Genomic DNA, 13982 nt, shown 5'->3' with positions numbered 1-13982 from the left:
CTCTCCTAAACGCTTGTTTCAACGCCGTGACGCACGACGCGTTTTTCCAGGTCGCCGCCCAGCCAGTACGACAGGTCGGCCGGACGATCGATTTGCCAGGCGACGAAGTCTGCGACCTTACCGGCCTCCAGCGAACCGTGGGTTTGGCCCATGCCCAACGCGGTGGCGGCATGAATAGTCGCGCCCGCCAGCGCCTCTTCCGGGGTCATGCGGAAGCAGGTGCAGGCCATGTTCAGCATCAAGCGCAACGACAACGCCGGCGAGGTGCCCGGGTTGAGATCGCTGGCGATGGCGATTTTCACCCCGTGTTTGCGCAAAGCTTCCATCGGTGGCAATTGGGTTTCCCGCAGGAAGTAAAACGCGCCGGGCAGCAATACCGCGACGGTGCCGGACTTGGCCATGGCGATGGCGTCATCTTCGGTCATGAACTCCAGATGATCGGCGGACAGTGCGTGGTAACGCGCCGCCAGGCTCGAACCGTGCAGCGATGACAATTGCTCGGCGTGCAGCTTCACCGGCAAGCCGAGGTTCTGCGCGGCGATGAACACCCGCTCGACCTGCTCTGGCGAAAACGCCAGGTACTCGCAGAAAGCGTCCACCGCATCCACCAGCCCTTCAGCCGCCAGGGCCGGGAGCATTTCGCTACAGATGTGATCGATGTACGCGTCGGCGCGGTTGGTGTATTCCGGCGGCAAGGCGTGGGCCGCCAGGCACGTGCTGCGCACGCTGACGGGTAGCTCGGCGCCGAGACGACGGATCACCCGCAGGATCTTGCGTTCGCTGGCCAGGTCCAGGCCGTAGCCGGATTTCATTTCGACCGTGGTCACGCCATCGCGCATCAGGCTTTTCAGCCGCTTGGCAGCGCTGGCGAACAGCTCATCTTCACTGGCGGCACGGGTGGCGCGCACGGTGCTGGCAATGCCGCCGCCGGCTGCGGCGATTTCCGCGTAGCTGACGCCTTGCAGGCGCTGCTCGAATTCGCCGCTGCGGTTGCCGCCGAACACCGTGTGGGTGTGGCAGTCGATCAGGCCCGGAGTGACCCAGGCCCCCTTGAGGTCATTGACCGCCGGGTACTCACCGGCCGGCAGTTCACCGCGCGGACCAATCCACTGAATGTGCGCACCGGACGTCACGATGGCCGCATCCTCGATGATCGAGTAGACGCCTTGCGCCATGGTTGCGACGTGGCAGTGTTGCCAGAGCGTTTTCATCCTTGGCCTCCGTTAGGTTATCGATGAGAAAAAGAAGGTTCCTGTTCCACCGGTACCGCCTTGCCTGCCGCCGGCTTGACCCACGTCAGGTAGGCCAGCACCAGCAATGCAATCCAGACCACGCCAACGATCAACGCCGCCTGGGTGTCCGGGAAATAGCCCAGCACGCCGAAGACGAACAGCATGAAGGCAATCGCCGCCATCGGCGCATAGGGCCAGAACGGCACCGGGAATTTCAATTGTGCGACCTGCTCGGCACTCATGGAGCGACGCATGGCCACCTGGGTGAACAGAATCATCAGCCAGACCCACACCGTGGCAAAGGTCGCGATGGAGGCGATCAGCAGAAACACGTTTTCCGGGATCAGGTAGTTCAGCAACACACCCAGCAGCAGCGCGCAGCTCATCACCATTACCGTCAACCACGGCACGCCATTGCGTGACAAGCGAGCGAAGCCTTTCGGTGCGTGCCCTTGTTGAGCCAGGCCATACATCATGCGGCCCGCGCCGAATATGTCACTGTTGATGGCCGACACCGCCGCCGAGATCACCACGATGTTGAGGATGGTCGCCGCCGAGCTGATCCCCAGGTTGTCGAAAATCTGCACGAACGGGCTGCCTTGGCTGCCGATCTGCTGCCACGGGAAGATCGACATCAGCACCAGCATCGTCAGCACGTAGAACAGCAGGATTCGCAACGGTACGGCATTGATCGCGCGAGGCAGCACATGCTGCGGGTCTTTGGCTTCACCGGCGGTAACGCCGATGATTTCAATACCACCAAAGGCAAACATCACCACCGCAAACGAGGCGATCAAGCCGCCCACGCCATTGGGCATGAAGCCGCCCTGGGTCCAGAGGTTGCTGATATCGGTCGCCTGGGCACCGGGCGCATTGCTGATACCGAACAGCATGATGCCGAAACCGCCGAGGATCATCGCGACGATGGCCGCGACCTTGAGCAGCGACAACCAGAACTCCATTTCACCGAAGACTTTGACGTTGCACAGGTTCAAGCCGCCGACCACCGAAACGATGCCCAGCACCCAGATCCAGCGGGAGACTTCCGGAAACCAGAAACCCATGTAAATGCCGAACGCGGTCACATCGGCCATACCGACGATGACCATTTCAAATGCGTAGGTCCAACCGAGGATAAAGCCCGCCATCGGTCCCAGATAAGTGCTGGCGTACTGACCGAATGAGCCGGCCACCGGGTTATGCACCGCCATCTCGCCAAGGGCGCGCATGACCATGAACACCGCCGCGCCACCGATCAGGTAAGCGAGCAGGACCGCGGGGCCAGCCATTTGAATGGCCGAGGCAGAACCGTAAAACAGCCCGGTGCCGATCGCCGACCCCAGTGCCATGAAGCGAATATGTCGGGCAGAGAGCCCGCGTTTCAAACCTTTTGCTGGCTGTTGCATCTCTCGTCCTTAATTATTCTTATTCGACGCTAAATGATCGTTCCCACGCTCCGCGTGGGAATGCCTCTGGGGACGCTCCGCGTCCAGTGACGCGGAGCGTCACGGGCTGCATTCCCACGCAGAGCGTGGGAACGATCATCAGGGAAGGAGCTATTACAGGCTAGGCAGCAACTTCGCCGTCACCAGGTCATTCAGGCAACGCGTAGCCAACAACTCACTGGCCGCATTGATGTCCGGCGCAAAGAAGCGGTCCTTCTCATAGAACGGCACTTCAGCACGCAGGATCGCCCGGGCTTTTTCCAGTTTTGGCGAGGTTTTCAGACCGTCGCGCAGGTCCAGCCCCTGGGCCGCGGCCAACCATTCCACCGCGAGAATCCCGCGAGTGTTCTCGGCCATTTCCCACAGACGCTTGCCGGCAGCCGGCGCCATGGACACGTGGTCTTCCTGGTTGGCGGAAGTCGGCAGGCTGTCCACCGAATGCGGATGGGACAGCGCCTTGTTCTCGCTGGCCAGTGCCGCTGCCGTTACTTGAGCGATCATGAAGCCGGAGTTCACGCCGCCATTGGCCACCAGGAACGGCGGCAGTTGCGACATGTGCTTGTCCATCATCAGCGAGATGCGGCGCTCGCTCAGGGAGCCGATTTCGGCGATGGCCAGGGCCATGTTGTCGGCAGCCATGGCCACCGGCTCGGCGTGGAAGTTACCGCCGGAGATCACGTCGCCTTCAGCGGCGAACACCAATGGGTTGTCCGATACGGCGTTGGCTTCGATGGCAAGCACTTCGGCGGCCTGACGGAACTGGGTCAGGCAGGCGCCCATGACTTGCGGCTGGCAGCGCAGGGAGTACGGATCCTGGACCTTTTCGCAGTTCTGGTGCGAATCAGACACTTCACTGCGCTCGCCCAGCAAATCGCGGTAAGCGGCAGCGGCGTCGATCTGGCCTTTCTGGCCGCGAGCGGCATGAATACGCGCGTCGAATGGCGAGCGCGAACCCAGTACCGCTTCGACCGTCAGGCCGCCAAGGGCCAGGGCGCCGGCGAACAGATCTTCGCCTTCGAACAGGCCACGCAGGGCGTAGGCGGTGGACACCTGAGTGCCGTTGAGCAGCGCCAGACCTTCTTTCGCTGCCAGGGTCAGCGGTGTCAGACCGGCGACTTTCAGCGCTTCGGTGGCGGGCAGCCATTCACCTTTGTAACGCGCCTTGCCTTCGCCCAGCAGCACCAGCGACATATGCGCCAACGGCGCCAAATCGCCGGATGCACCGACCGAACCTTTCAGAGGAATATGCGGGTAAACCTCGGCATTGATCAACGCGATCAGTGCGTCGATCACCTGACGACGAATACCGGAGAAACCACGGCTCAGACTGTTGACCTTGAGCACCATGACCAGCCGCACCAGGGCGTCGCTGATCGGCTCGCCGACACCGGCGGCATGGGACAGCACCAGCGAGCGCTGGAGGTTTTCCAGGTCTTCGCTGGCGATGCGGGTCGAGGCCAGCAGGCCGAAACCGGTGTTGATGCCATACGCGGTGCGGTTCTCGGCGAGGATCTGTTCCACGCAGGCAACGCTGGCTTCGATTTGCGCCGAAGCGCTTTCGTCGAGGGTGACTTTGACCGGTTGCTGATACACATCACGCAGTTGGGCAAGGCTCAGTTGGCCGGGAATCAAATTAAGCGCAGTCACATTCATTCTCCTTTTGAGAGCATTTTTATTAACTAACCAGACGCTCCGGAGATATCCGTTGTCCGTCGCGTCCCGCCTTTTGGAGGGGCCGCGCCTTGGCACGCTGGTGGTTGTGGAAATCAGTTGAGGTTCGGTACAGCCTTGTGCAGCAAAATCGGGTCTTTCAAAACAGCCGCGGCGCTGGCGATGTCCGGCGCCAGCCAGCGGTCCTGGTCGTAGGCCGGAATACGTTCGCGCAGCAGGCGCCACGCGGCATCGGTGCCGGCGCCGAAGCGTTGTTCTTTCAGGAATTCAAAAGCCTGAGCCGCCAACAGGTACTCGATGGCGAGGATCTGCGTGCAGTTTTCCAACGCGCGATGCAGCTTCAGTGCGGCGTTGGTGCCCATGCTCAGGTGGTCTTCCTGCAAGCCCGAAGTGACGTAGTTATCGAGCACCGCCGGTTGCGCCAACTGGCGGTTTTCCGCACACAGCGACGCAGCGACGTATTGCACGATCATCATCCCGGAGTTCACGCCCGGGTTGGCCACCAGAAAGGCCGGCAAACCGCTGACGTGCGGGTTGACCAAGCGGTCCAGGCGACGCTCGGCGATGGAGCCGATTTCGGCCATGGCGATTGCCAGCAAGTCAGCCGCCAAAGCAACCGATTGGCCGTGGGGGTTGGCCTGGGACATGACGCGGAAGTTGTCCGGCGTGCCCAGCAGCAACGGGTTGTCAGTCGCGGAGTTGAGCTCGGTTTCGATCTGCTTTCTGGCGTGTTCCAGCTGATCGCGGGCAGCGCCGTGCACTTGCGGAATCGAGCGAATGCTCAGCGCATCCTGAGTGCGAATGCCTTTGCTGCTGGCGATCACTTCACTGCCGTCGAGCAACGCTCGCAGATTGATACCCACCTGCTGCATGCCCGGATGCGGTTTGAGCGCGATGATCTCGGCATCAAACGCGGCAATCTGGCCACGCTGGGCTTCGAAGCTCATGGCGCCGATCACATCGGCCCACTGCACCAGGTTCGTTGCATCGGCCAGGGCCAGGCAGCTGAGGCCGGTCATGCACGGTGTGCCGTTGACCAGGCACAAACCATCTTTGGCACCCAGTTGAACCGGTTGCAGACCTTCTTCGGCCAAGGCTTGTTGTGCAGAAACGATCTGCCCGCGATAGCTGACATTGCCGACGCCCATCAGCGCGATACCGATGTGGGCCATGTGGGTCAGATAACCGACCGACCCCTGGGACGGCACTTGCGGAGTGATGCCGCGATTGAGCAACGCCAGCAACGCTTCGACCACCCGGCGGTGAATGCCGGATTTGCCATGGCTGTAGTTGTGGATCGCGGCGCAGAGAATCGCGCGAGTCTGCTCGTCGGACAGTGGAGCACCGACGCCGCAGGCATGGCTGAGCAAGGTGTTGCGCGACAGCTGGCTGAGTTGTTCGTCCTTGAGCGAGACGTTGCACAAGGCGCCCAGGCCGGTGTTGACGCCATAGGCACGCTCGCCGCTGGCGACGATGCGCTGGACGATCGCCTGGGCATTTTCGATCCGCGCCCAGGTTTGGGCCGACAGCTCGAGCTGCGCGCCATGGCGGGCGACCGCGACCACATCCTGCCAACGCAACGGGGCATCGGCGATAACGATTTTTTCAGCCTGGGACATCATTAACCTCTTGAACTTGATCGTTCCCACGCTCTGCGTGGGAATGCCGCCAAGGACGCTCCGCGTCCCGTTGTCAGCGCAAGGCTCAAGCCCTGCGCATGTGTGACGCGGAGCGTCACGGGATGCATTCCCACGCAGAGCGTGGGAACGATCGACCTTTAAACCACCGCAGCCCGCCGCTGTACGAACCGGTCTACATACTCATCCGCCGGCGAATGCAGGATCTCTCGTGGCGTGCCGACCTGAATCAGCCGGCCATCCTTGAGGATCGCGATGCGGTTGCCGATGCGCACGGCCTCATCGAGGTCGTGGGTGATGAAGACGATGGTCTTGTGCAGGGTCTTTTGCAGTTCCAGCAACTGGTCCTGCATTTCGGCGCGGATCAGCGGGTCGAGGGCGCTGAAAGCTTCGTCCATCAGGATGATGTCGGTGTCCGCCGCCAGGGCGCGCGCCAGGCCCACACGCTGGCGCATACCGCCGGAAAGCTGATGCGGGTATTTGTTTTCGTAGCCCTTCAGGCCCACGGTATTGATCCAGTGCAGCGCGCGCTCGGAGCACACCTGCTTGCTCTCGCCACGCACTTTCAGGCCGTAGGCGACGTTATCCAGCACGCTTTTGTGCGGCAGCAGGCCGAAGCTCTGGAACACCATGCTGATCTTGTGCCGGCGAAATTCCCGCAGGGCTTCCATGTCGTATTGCAGGATGTCCACGCCGTCCACCAGGATCGCGCCGCTGGTGGGGTCGATCAGGCGGTTGAAGTGACGCACCAGGGTCGACTTGCCGGAACCCGACAGGCCCATGATCACGAAGATCTCGCCGGTGCCGATGCTCAGCGACAGGTCATTCACGCCGACCACGCAACCGGTTTCGGCCAATACCTGGTCTTTGGTTTTGCCCTGGCTAATCATGGCCAGCGCATCCTTGGAACGGTTGCCGAAAATCTTGAAGACGTTTTTGACTTCGATCTTGCTGATGGCTGCGTTGCTCATTTGCTCACCTCATGCCGTGCACGACCGTACGCCTGTGTAATGCGGTCGATCACCACTGCCAGAATCACGATCGCCAGACCGGCCTCAAGACCACGTCCGACGTTGAGGGTCTGAATCCCCACCAATACGTCTTCACCCAAGCCACGGGCACCGATCATCGAGGCGATCACCACCATCGACAGGGCCATCATGGTGGTCTGGTTGATCCCGGCCATGATGCTCGGCAGGGCCAGCGGCAGTTGCACGCCGAACAGTTGCTGCCAGCGGTTGGCACCGAAGGCGTTGATCGCTTCCATCACTTCACCGTCAACCTGGCGAATACCCAGATCGGTCAGGCGGATCAGCGGCGGCGCAGCGTAAATAACGGTAGCGAAAATCGCCGGGACCTTGCCCAGGCCGAACAGCATCAGCACCGGGATCAGGTACACGAAGCTCGGCATGGTTTGCATGATGTCCAGCAATGGCATCAACACCGAACGCAGGCGATTGCTGCGCGCAGAAAGAATGCCCAACGGAATGCCGATCAGCACCGAGATGACCGTCGCCACCATCATCAGCGCCAGGGTCTGCATCAGCTTGTCCCAGAGACCGACCGCGCCCACCAGGAACAGCAGGCCGACGATGACCGCCGTGGTCACGACTTTGCGGGTCGCGTGCCAGGCCACGCCCGCCACGATCGCCAGCATCAGCCACCAGGGTGCCGCACGCAGCAGCCCTTCAAGATTGACGATGGCCCACAGCAGGGTGTCGGAGATGCTGCGGAACACGTCGCCGTAGTTGGTGACCAGCGTATCGACCCAACCGTTGACCCAGTCGGCGATGGAAAAGGTAAAGCTTTCGGGAAACATAAGAGACTCTCAATCAAGGGGTTGCGATCAAGCATCCGACTGCCGTTGCCGACAGTCGGAGAGGCTCAACCTACAAGGCCGCGTCGATTTTCTTGGCTGCGTCTTCGCTCACCCACGCGTGCCAGACTTCAGGATGTTCCTTCAAGAAGATCTTGGCCAGTTTTGGCGACTCGATCCGCTCTTTGGCCATACGCCCCAGGTTCTGATTCAACAGGTCGATCGGCAGGTTGACCTTTTCCAGCACGGTCACCAGTTCCGGGGCCTGCTCGTGGAAAGTCTTGGAGAGGCCGACCTTGATGGTCACGCGCTTGTCGACACCCGGTTTTTCTTCCAGTTTGACCACGTCGATCTGGCCCATCAGCGGGGTTGGCGACCAGTAGTAGAACAGGATCGGCTCGCCACGCTTGTAGCTCGACAGCACCGCCGCATCCAGCGCCGGGCCGGTGCCTGGACGGAAGTTGGTGTAGCTGTTTTCCAGGCCGTAGCTTTTCAGCATTTCGCTGTTATCCAGCTCGCAGGTCCAACCGGCCGGGCAGTTGTAGAAACGCCCTTTGGATGGCTCTTCGGCGTCCTTGAATACCGCGGAATATTTAGCCAGATCGGCAATGTTTTTCAGGTCCGGCGCCTTGGCTTCCAGTTTGCGCTTGGCGTCGCCTTCGATCACGTAGCGCGGCACGTACCAGCCTTCGACGGCACCCACCACCGGAGCGCCGACACCGACGACCTTGCCGGCCTTCTCGGCCTTGTTCCAGACTTCGCTGCGGCCGACCCACTCTTCGGCGAACACTTGGATGTCGTTGCTGCTCAGGGCGTTTTCCATGGTGATGGAGTTGCCCGGCAGGCTGTCGGTCTTGCAGTCGTAGCCTTTCTCCAACACGACTTGCAGCACGTCGGTCAGCAGCATGGCGCTTTCCCAGTTCAGGCCGGCGAATTTCACCGGTTTACCCGATTCGCACCAGCCAGCCGCCTGGGTAGCACCGGCACTGGCCAGCAGGCCCATGGAAAGCAAAGTGGTCAGCAGGGTCTTGTTCGATTTCATTGTGTGACGCTCCTAATCATGAGTTGGCTTACGGCAGTCAAGAGGCATCCAGCCCTGTCCACGTCCAATCAGGCCTGCGCTACGCGCGACCCGCCCCGCTTATTGTTGGGTCTGCAACATCGTGATCTCTGCAGGAGCTGCCGCGACAGCTCCTGCAGTGGTCTTTTCTCTTATTTGCCGGTGATCATCGGCAGGTTCAGCCCCTGTTCCTTGGCGCAGTCGATCGCGATCTGGTAACCCGCGTCGGCGTGACGCATGACACCGGTGGCCGGGTCGTTGTGCAGCACGCGAGCGATACGCTCGGCCGCTTCGTCAGTACCGTCGCAGACAATCACCATGCCCGAGTGCTGGGAGAAGCCCATGCCGACGCCGCCGCCGTGGTGCAGGGAAACCCAGGTCGCGCCGCTCGCGGTGTTCAGCAGAGCGTTGAGCAGTGGCCAGTCGGACACGGCGTCGGAACCGTCCTGCATCGATTCGGTTTCGCGGTTCGGGCTGGATACGGAACCGGAGTCCAGGTGGTCGCGACCGATCACGATTGGCGCGGACAATTCACCGCTACGGACCATTTCGTTGAACGCCAGACCGAGCTTGGCGCGCAGACCCAGGCCAACCCAGCAGATACGTGCCGGCAGACCCTGGAAGCTGATGCGCTCGCGAGCCATGTCCAGCCAGTTGTGCAGGTGGGCGTCGTCCGGGATCAGTTCTTTGACTTTGGCGTCGGTCTTGTAGATGTCCTGCGGGTCGCCCGACAGCGCAGCCCAACGGAACGGGCCGATGCCACGGCAGAACAGTGGACGGATGTAAGCCGGTACGAAACCCGGGAAGTCGAATGCGTTTTCCACGCCTTCTTCTTGCGCCATCTGACGGATGTTATTGCCGTAGTCGAAGGTCGGGATGCCTTGCTTCTGGAAATCGAGCATCGCTTTGACGTGAACGGCCATCGATTGCTTGGCGGCCTTGACCACGGCAGCAGGTTCGGTCTTGGCGCGAGCGCGGTATTCGTCCCAGGTCCAGCCGGCTGGCAGGTAACCGTTGAGCGGGTCGTGGGCGCTGGTCTGGTCGGTGACCATGTCTGGACGCACACCGCGACGAACCAGTTCCGGCAGGATTTCAGCCGCGTTGCCGCACAGGGCGATGGAGACAGCCTTGCCTTCGGCGGTGTATTTGGCGATACGGGCCAGAGCGTCGTCGAGGTCGGTGGCTTGCTCGTCGACGTAGCGGGTCTTCAGGCGGAAATCGATGCTGATCTGCTGGCATTCGATGTTCAGCGAGCAAGCGCCAGCCAGGGTTGCGGCCAGAGGCTGAGCGCCGCCCATGCCACCCAGGCCAGCGGTCAGTACCCACTTGCCGGTCAGGTTGTCGTTGTAGTGCTGGCGACCGGCTTCGACGAAGGTTTCGTAGGTGCCTTGAACGATGCCCTGGCTGCCAATGTAGATCCAGCTGCCGGCGGTCATCTGGCCGTACATGGCCAGGCCTTTGGCGTCGAGTTCGTTGAAGTGTTCCCAGTTCGCCCAGTGTGGTACCAGGTTGGAGTTGGCAATCAGAACGCGTGGTGCGTTGCTGTGGGTCTTGAACACGCCGACCGGCTTGCCGGATTGCACCAGCAGGGTCTCGTCGTCGTTCAGGTTGGTCAGGCTTTCGACGATCTTGTCGTAGCATTCCCAGTTACGTGCCGCACGACCGATACCACCGTAAACCACCAGTTCTTTAGGGTTCTCGGCGACTTCCGGGTCGAGGTTGTTCATCAGCATGCGCAGCGGCGCTTCAGTCAGCCAGCTCTTGGCGGTCAGCTTGTTACCGCGGGCAGCACGGATTTCAACGTCACGAAACTTAGTAGGTTTATTCTCAGTCACGAAAAGAACTCCTCAGCAATCAATCCAAACCAACCCAGGTAGTGGGCGAGCAAGCCGATGGGCATCAGTGCACATCAGCGAATCAGTGGACGATGGTTGAGTCTTCGTGACTCATACACATACGTCTTTACTTGTACATACAAGCATATGCAATCAAGCGGCCAACTTGTTGAATGAGCATCCAAGAAAATTTCTTACAGGGCTGGAAAGCGCCTGGATCAAGGGTTCTGCCGTAAGTGAAATTTTTCGCGGGGATTTATTCGGGGACGTGCCGATTGTTACTTGAGCATGGTATTGCGCCACGCTGGGGCGTTCGGTAACAAATTAGTGCGCGATGGGGAACGGATTTGCGAGGACGAAAAGCATCGCGGGCAAGCCTCGCGCCCACAAGATTGTCATCGACCTTGTGGGCGCGAGGCTTGCCCGCGATAGAGGCGACTCGATATTGGATCAGCGTGCAGTCAGCTCAATGATGCAGCACGAACCATTGATGGCGACGTCCTGCAGACCGACGTTACCGTCCAGTTGCAGGCAATCATGGCGACCGAGTTGCGATGCGCTGTTACCGACCTTCACTTCCAGCGCTTCACTGACACTGAACACCAGCAGAGTCCCGGTTTCACTAAAAAACCGCTGCTTGCCTTCCAGCCACTGCAACCGCGCACTGTAACGATCCGGCGCATAAATCAGGTTGAAGTCGCGAATCGGCCCACCAAGCAATGCGCAGGACACATGACTTTCGCCACTGAAGGCAAACGGGTCCAGCGGTAACAACGCCCGCGTGTCCTGGCCATCGACGCGCAAGGTCATGCCCTCGCCTTGCAGCACGGTGATGACCCGCTCATAACCGGCAAAGGTGGAAAAACCGCCCGACTCGCCGATGTCGGCAATCGACAGGCGCCAGCCAAAACCATCAAGGCCTACCCCCGTATCACGGGTGATTTCTTCAGTGCTGCCGCCGCCGTTCTTCCACGGCATGCGCGGGTAATCGGTTGCGCGTAAGACCTTCAACTGCCCCATTTATGTCTCTCTACTTATGGCTCTTATTTATGGAACCGCCCTTCCAGACGATGACGGGAACCGGGGTGGATCAAGCGGGCGGCGGTCACTGGCTGACGGCCGGACCAGGTGCGGCGACGAATCAGCAGGCACGGTTCACCCTTTTCAATCTGTAGCAGCTTGCATTCGGACGGCTCGGCGAGAATCGCTTCGACCACATGCTCGCCTTCGGTCAACGGCGCGACCTGATTCAGATAGGCGTAAGGCGTTTGCAGGGTGAAGTCTTGCTTGAGGTAGTCCGGAGCCACCAGCGCGTTGACGAAACGGTCTTCGATTTGCACCGGGATATCGTTTTCGAAATGCACGATCAGCGAGTGGAACACCTTCTGGCCTTCGCGCATGTCCAGGGCCAGGGCCCGCTCGGAACCGGCGGCCTCTTCTTCGAGGGTGATCACCTTGCACGTGTGACGATGACCACGGGAGGCGATCTCGTCGGCGATGTTATGCACTTCAAACAGCGCAGACTGACTTTTCGGCTCGGCGACGAACGTTCCGACGCCTTGCATACGCACCAACAGGCCGTCGGCAGTCATCTCGCGCAGGGCGCGGTTGATGGTCATGCGGCTGAAACCCAGCTGGCTGACCAGCTCGCTTTCCGACGGAACGCGGTAGTGCGGCGGCCAGTTTCCACTGTCGATTTGCTGGGTGATCATCTGTTTTACGCGGGCGTACAAGGGCGCCGGACTGTCGCCCATGTTCGCGGCCAACGGGGAGACTGCAGGCGGAGTCGGCACGGTTAATCCTTGTTCATTTGGTAGAGGTTGCTAGCTTGCCGGAGTTTACCGAGCAGGCAAACGTCTGTATATGTATATACAAATAACACACGATGGGGTGCTGAACCATGTCCGCCTTCTTTGCCGAACGCGCGCTGCTGCCTAGTGGATGGGCCAACAATGTACGTCTTGAAGTCAACGCCGATGGCGTGCTGACCCATATCCAGGCCGATTCCCACGCAGATGGCGCCGAACGGTTGAGCGGTCCGCTGCTGCCGGGAATGCCGAATTTACACTCCCACGCCTTCCAGCGGGCCATGGCCGGCCTGGCGGAAGTGGCGGGTAATCCGAATGACAGTTTCTGGACCTGGCGCGATCTGATGTATCGGCTCGTCGGAAAAATCAGCCCGGACCAACTCGGCGTTATCGCCCGTCAGCTGTACATCGAAATGCTCAAGGCCGGTTACACATCGGTCGCTGAATTTCATTACGTCCATCACGACAATAATGGCCAGCCGTATGCGGACCCGGCCGAACTGGCACTGCGCATCAGCCAGGCGGCCAGCTCCGCCGGTATCGGTTTGACCTTGCTGCCGGTGCTCTACAGCCATTCCGGCTTCGGCGGCCAGACCCCGAACGAAGGCCAGCGCCGCTTTATCAACAGCACCGAAAACTACCTGAAGCTTCAGTCGCGTTTGCAGCCGATTCTGGCGCAGCAACCGGCGCAGTCGCTCGGCCTGTGTTTCCACTCGTTACGCGCGGTCACACCGCAGCAGATCAGCGAAGTGCTGGCGGCCAGCGACAAGCAGTGCCCGGTGCACATTCACATCGCCGAGCAGCAGAAGGAAGTCGACGACTGCCTTAGCTGGAGCGGTCGCCGTCCGCTGCAATGGCTGTACGAAAACACCGAAGTCGATCAACGCTGGTGCCTGGTCCACGCCACCCACGCCAACCCGGAAGAAGTCACGCTCATGGCCAAGAGCCGCGCCATCGCCGGCCTATGCCTGACCACTGAAGCCAACCTCGGCGACGGGATTTTCCCGGCGGTGGACTTCCTGGCGCAGGGCGGGCGCATGGGTATCGGTTCCGACAGCCATGTGTCGTTGAGCGTGGTGGAAGAATTGCGCTGGCTGGAATACGGCCAGCGTCTGCGCGATCAGCGGCGTAATCGGTTGTATGGCGCGAATCAGCCGATGGTCGGCCGCACGCTGTACGACGCAGCGCTGGATGGCGGCGCCCAGGCGTTGGGGCAGCCGATCGGCGCCCTGGAAGTCGGCAAGCGCGCGGATTGGTTGGTGCTGGACGGCAACGATCCGTACCTGGCGACGGCCAGTGGCGACGGGATTCTCAATCGTTGGCTGTTTGCCGGTGGCGATCGCCAAGTCCGGGATGTGCTGGTCAATGGCCAGTGGGTCGTGCGCGATGGGCGGCATGCCGACGAGGAAGAGAGTAACCGGGCATTCACCCAAGTCCTGCGCGATCTCTTGGGCTGACGCAAAAAAACTGTGGGAGCG

Annotated in this window: 11 protein-coding genes; 1 reads left to right on the top strand and 10 read right to left on the bottom strand. The window is 60.8% G+C overall.

Annotated features, from left to right (window positions below; translation table 11 throughout):
- Positions 1 to 5: 5 nt before the first annotated feature.
- The 10 genes from hutI to hutC all read right to left on the bottom strand — a co-directional run bounded on the left by hutI (position 6) and on the right by hutC (position 12450).
- A complete protein-coding gene (gene hutI / locus PSH69_RS01730; RefSeq protein ID WP_305410855.1) occupies positions 6 to 1211 on the bottom strand; it encodes an imidazolonepropionase in 1206 nt (401 codons plus the stop codon).
- Between the two features lie 17 nt (positions 1212 to 1228).
- The gene (locus tag PSH69_RS01725; protein ID WP_305410854.1) at positions 1229 to 2638 is read right to left on the bottom strand and encodes an amino acid permease; all 1410 of its coding nucleotides are present in this window, start codon (positions 2636 to 2638) and stop codon (positions 1229 to 1231) included.
- A gap of 153 nt (positions 2639 to 2791) precedes the next feature.
- Positions 2792 to 4330, bottom strand: a complete 1539-nt coding sequence (hutH, locus tag PSH69_RS01720) for a histidine ammonia-lyase (RefSeq protein ID WP_305410852.1) — start codon at positions 4328 to 4330, stop codon at positions 2792 to 2794.
- A gap of 113 nt (positions 4331 to 4443) precedes the next feature.
- Positions 4444 to 5967: a histidine ammonia-lyase gene (gene hutH, locus PSH69_RS01715; protein WP_305410851.1), complete on the bottom strand. Its 1524-nt coding sequence runs from the start codon at positions 5965 to 5967 to the stop codon at positions 4444 to 4446.
- 158 nt (positions 5968 to 6125) lie between these two features.
- On the bottom strand, positions 6126 to 6956 hold the full coding sequence (locus PSH69_RS01710; RefSeq protein WP_096481383.1) for a glycine betaine/L-proline ABC transporter ATP-binding protein: 831 nt from the start codon (positions 6954 to 6956) through the stop codon (positions 6126 to 6128).
- Positions 6953 to 7804, bottom strand: coding sequence for a proline/glycine betaine ABC transporter permease (locus PSH69_RS01705; protein ID WP_018929182.1), 852 nt, complete (start codon positions 7802 to 7804; stop codon positions 6953 to 6955). The genes PSH69_RS01710 and PSH69_RS01705 overlap by 4 nt, the downstream gene beginning before the upstream one ends.
- Before the next feature lie 70 nt (positions 7805 to 7874).
- Positions 7875 to 8843 carry an ABC transporter substrate-binding protein gene (locus PSH69_RS01700; protein WP_018929183.1) on the bottom strand — a complete coding sequence of 323 codons (969 nt, stop codon included), beginning with the start codon at positions 8841 to 8843 and terminating at the stop codon, positions 7875 to 7877.
- 170 nt (positions 8844 to 9013) lie between these two features.
- Complete coding sequence (hutU, locus tag PSH69_RS01695) at positions 9014 to 10696, bottom strand: urocanate hydratase (RefSeq protein ID WP_305410850.1); 1683 nt, start codon at positions 10694 to 10696, stop codon at positions 9014 to 9016.
- 450 nt (positions 10697 to 11146) lie between these two features.
- Entirely contained in the window at positions 11147 to 11716 is a 570-nt protein-coding gene (locus PSH69_RS01690; protein WP_305410849.1) for a HutD family protein, read from the bottom strand.
- A gap of 23 nt (positions 11717 to 11739) precedes the next feature.
- Positions 11740 to 12450, bottom strand: a complete 711-nt coding sequence (gene hutC / locus PSH69_RS01685; RefSeq protein ID WP_162135916.1) for a histidine utilization repressor — start codon at positions 12448 to 12450, stop codon at positions 11740 to 11742.
- Positions 12451 to 12596: 146 nt separating this feature from the next.
- Here hutC and PSH69_RS01680 point away from each other — a divergent pair, with 146 nt between their 5' ends.
- Positions 12597 to 13961: a formimidoylglutamate deiminase gene (locus tag PSH69_RS01680; protein WP_204123945.1), complete on the top strand. Its 1365-nt coding sequence runs from the start codon at positions 12597 to 12599 to the stop codon at positions 13959 to 13961.
- Positions 13962 to 13982: the final 21 nt, after the last annotated feature.

The sequence above is a fragment of the Pseudomonas sp. FP1740 genome, assembly GCF_030687165.1.
In the GTDB taxonomy this organism is placed as follows: Bacteria; Pseudomonadota; Gammaproteobacteria; order Pseudomonadales; family Pseudomonadaceae; genus Aquipseudomonas.
Note: the sequence above shows the minus strand (reverse complement) of the source record. Positions and strands in the feature narration are given on the sequence as shown.

Bases quoted from the DNA above. Each gene is read 5' to 3' on its own strand.
- hutI (WP_305410855.1), bottom strand. From the start codon at position 1,211: ATGAAAACGCTCTGGCAACACTGCCACGTCGCAACCATGGCGCAAGGC.
- PSH69_RS01725 (WP_305410854.1), bottom strand. From the start codon at position 2,638: ATGCAACAGCCAGCAAAAGGTTTGAAACGCGGGCTCTCTGCCCGACAT.
- hutH (WP_305410852.1), bottom strand. From the start codon at position 4,330: ATGAATGTGACTGCGCTTAATTTGATTCCCGGCCAACTGAGCCTTGCC.
- hutH (WP_305410851.1), bottom strand. From the start codon at position 5,967: ATGTCCCAGGCTGAAAAAATCGTTATCGCCGATGCCCCGTTGCGTTGG.
- PSH69_RS01710 (WP_096481383.1), bottom strand. From the start codon at position 6,956: ATGAGCAACGCAGCCATCAGCAAGATCGAAGTCAAAAACGTCTTCAAG.
- PSH69_RS01705 (WP_018929182.1), bottom strand. From the start codon at position 7,804: ATGTTTCCCGAAAGCTTTACCTTTTCCATCGCCGACTGGGTCAACGGT.
- PSH69_RS01700 (WP_018929183.1), bottom strand. From the start codon at position 8,843: ATGAAATCGAACAAGACCCTGCTGACCACTTTGCTTTCCATGGGCCTG.
- PSH69_RS01690 (WP_305410849.1), bottom strand. From the start codon at position 11,716: ATGGGGCAGTTGAAGGTCTTACGCGCAACCGATTACCCGCGCATGCCG.
- hutC (WP_162135916.1), bottom strand. From the start codon at position 12,450: ATGGGCGACAGTCCGGCGCCCTTGTACGCCCGCGTAAAACAGATGATC.
- PSH69_RS01680 (WP_204123945.1), top strand. From the start codon at position 12,597: ATGTCCGCCTTCTTTGCCGAACGCGCGCTGCTGCCTAGTGGATGGGCC.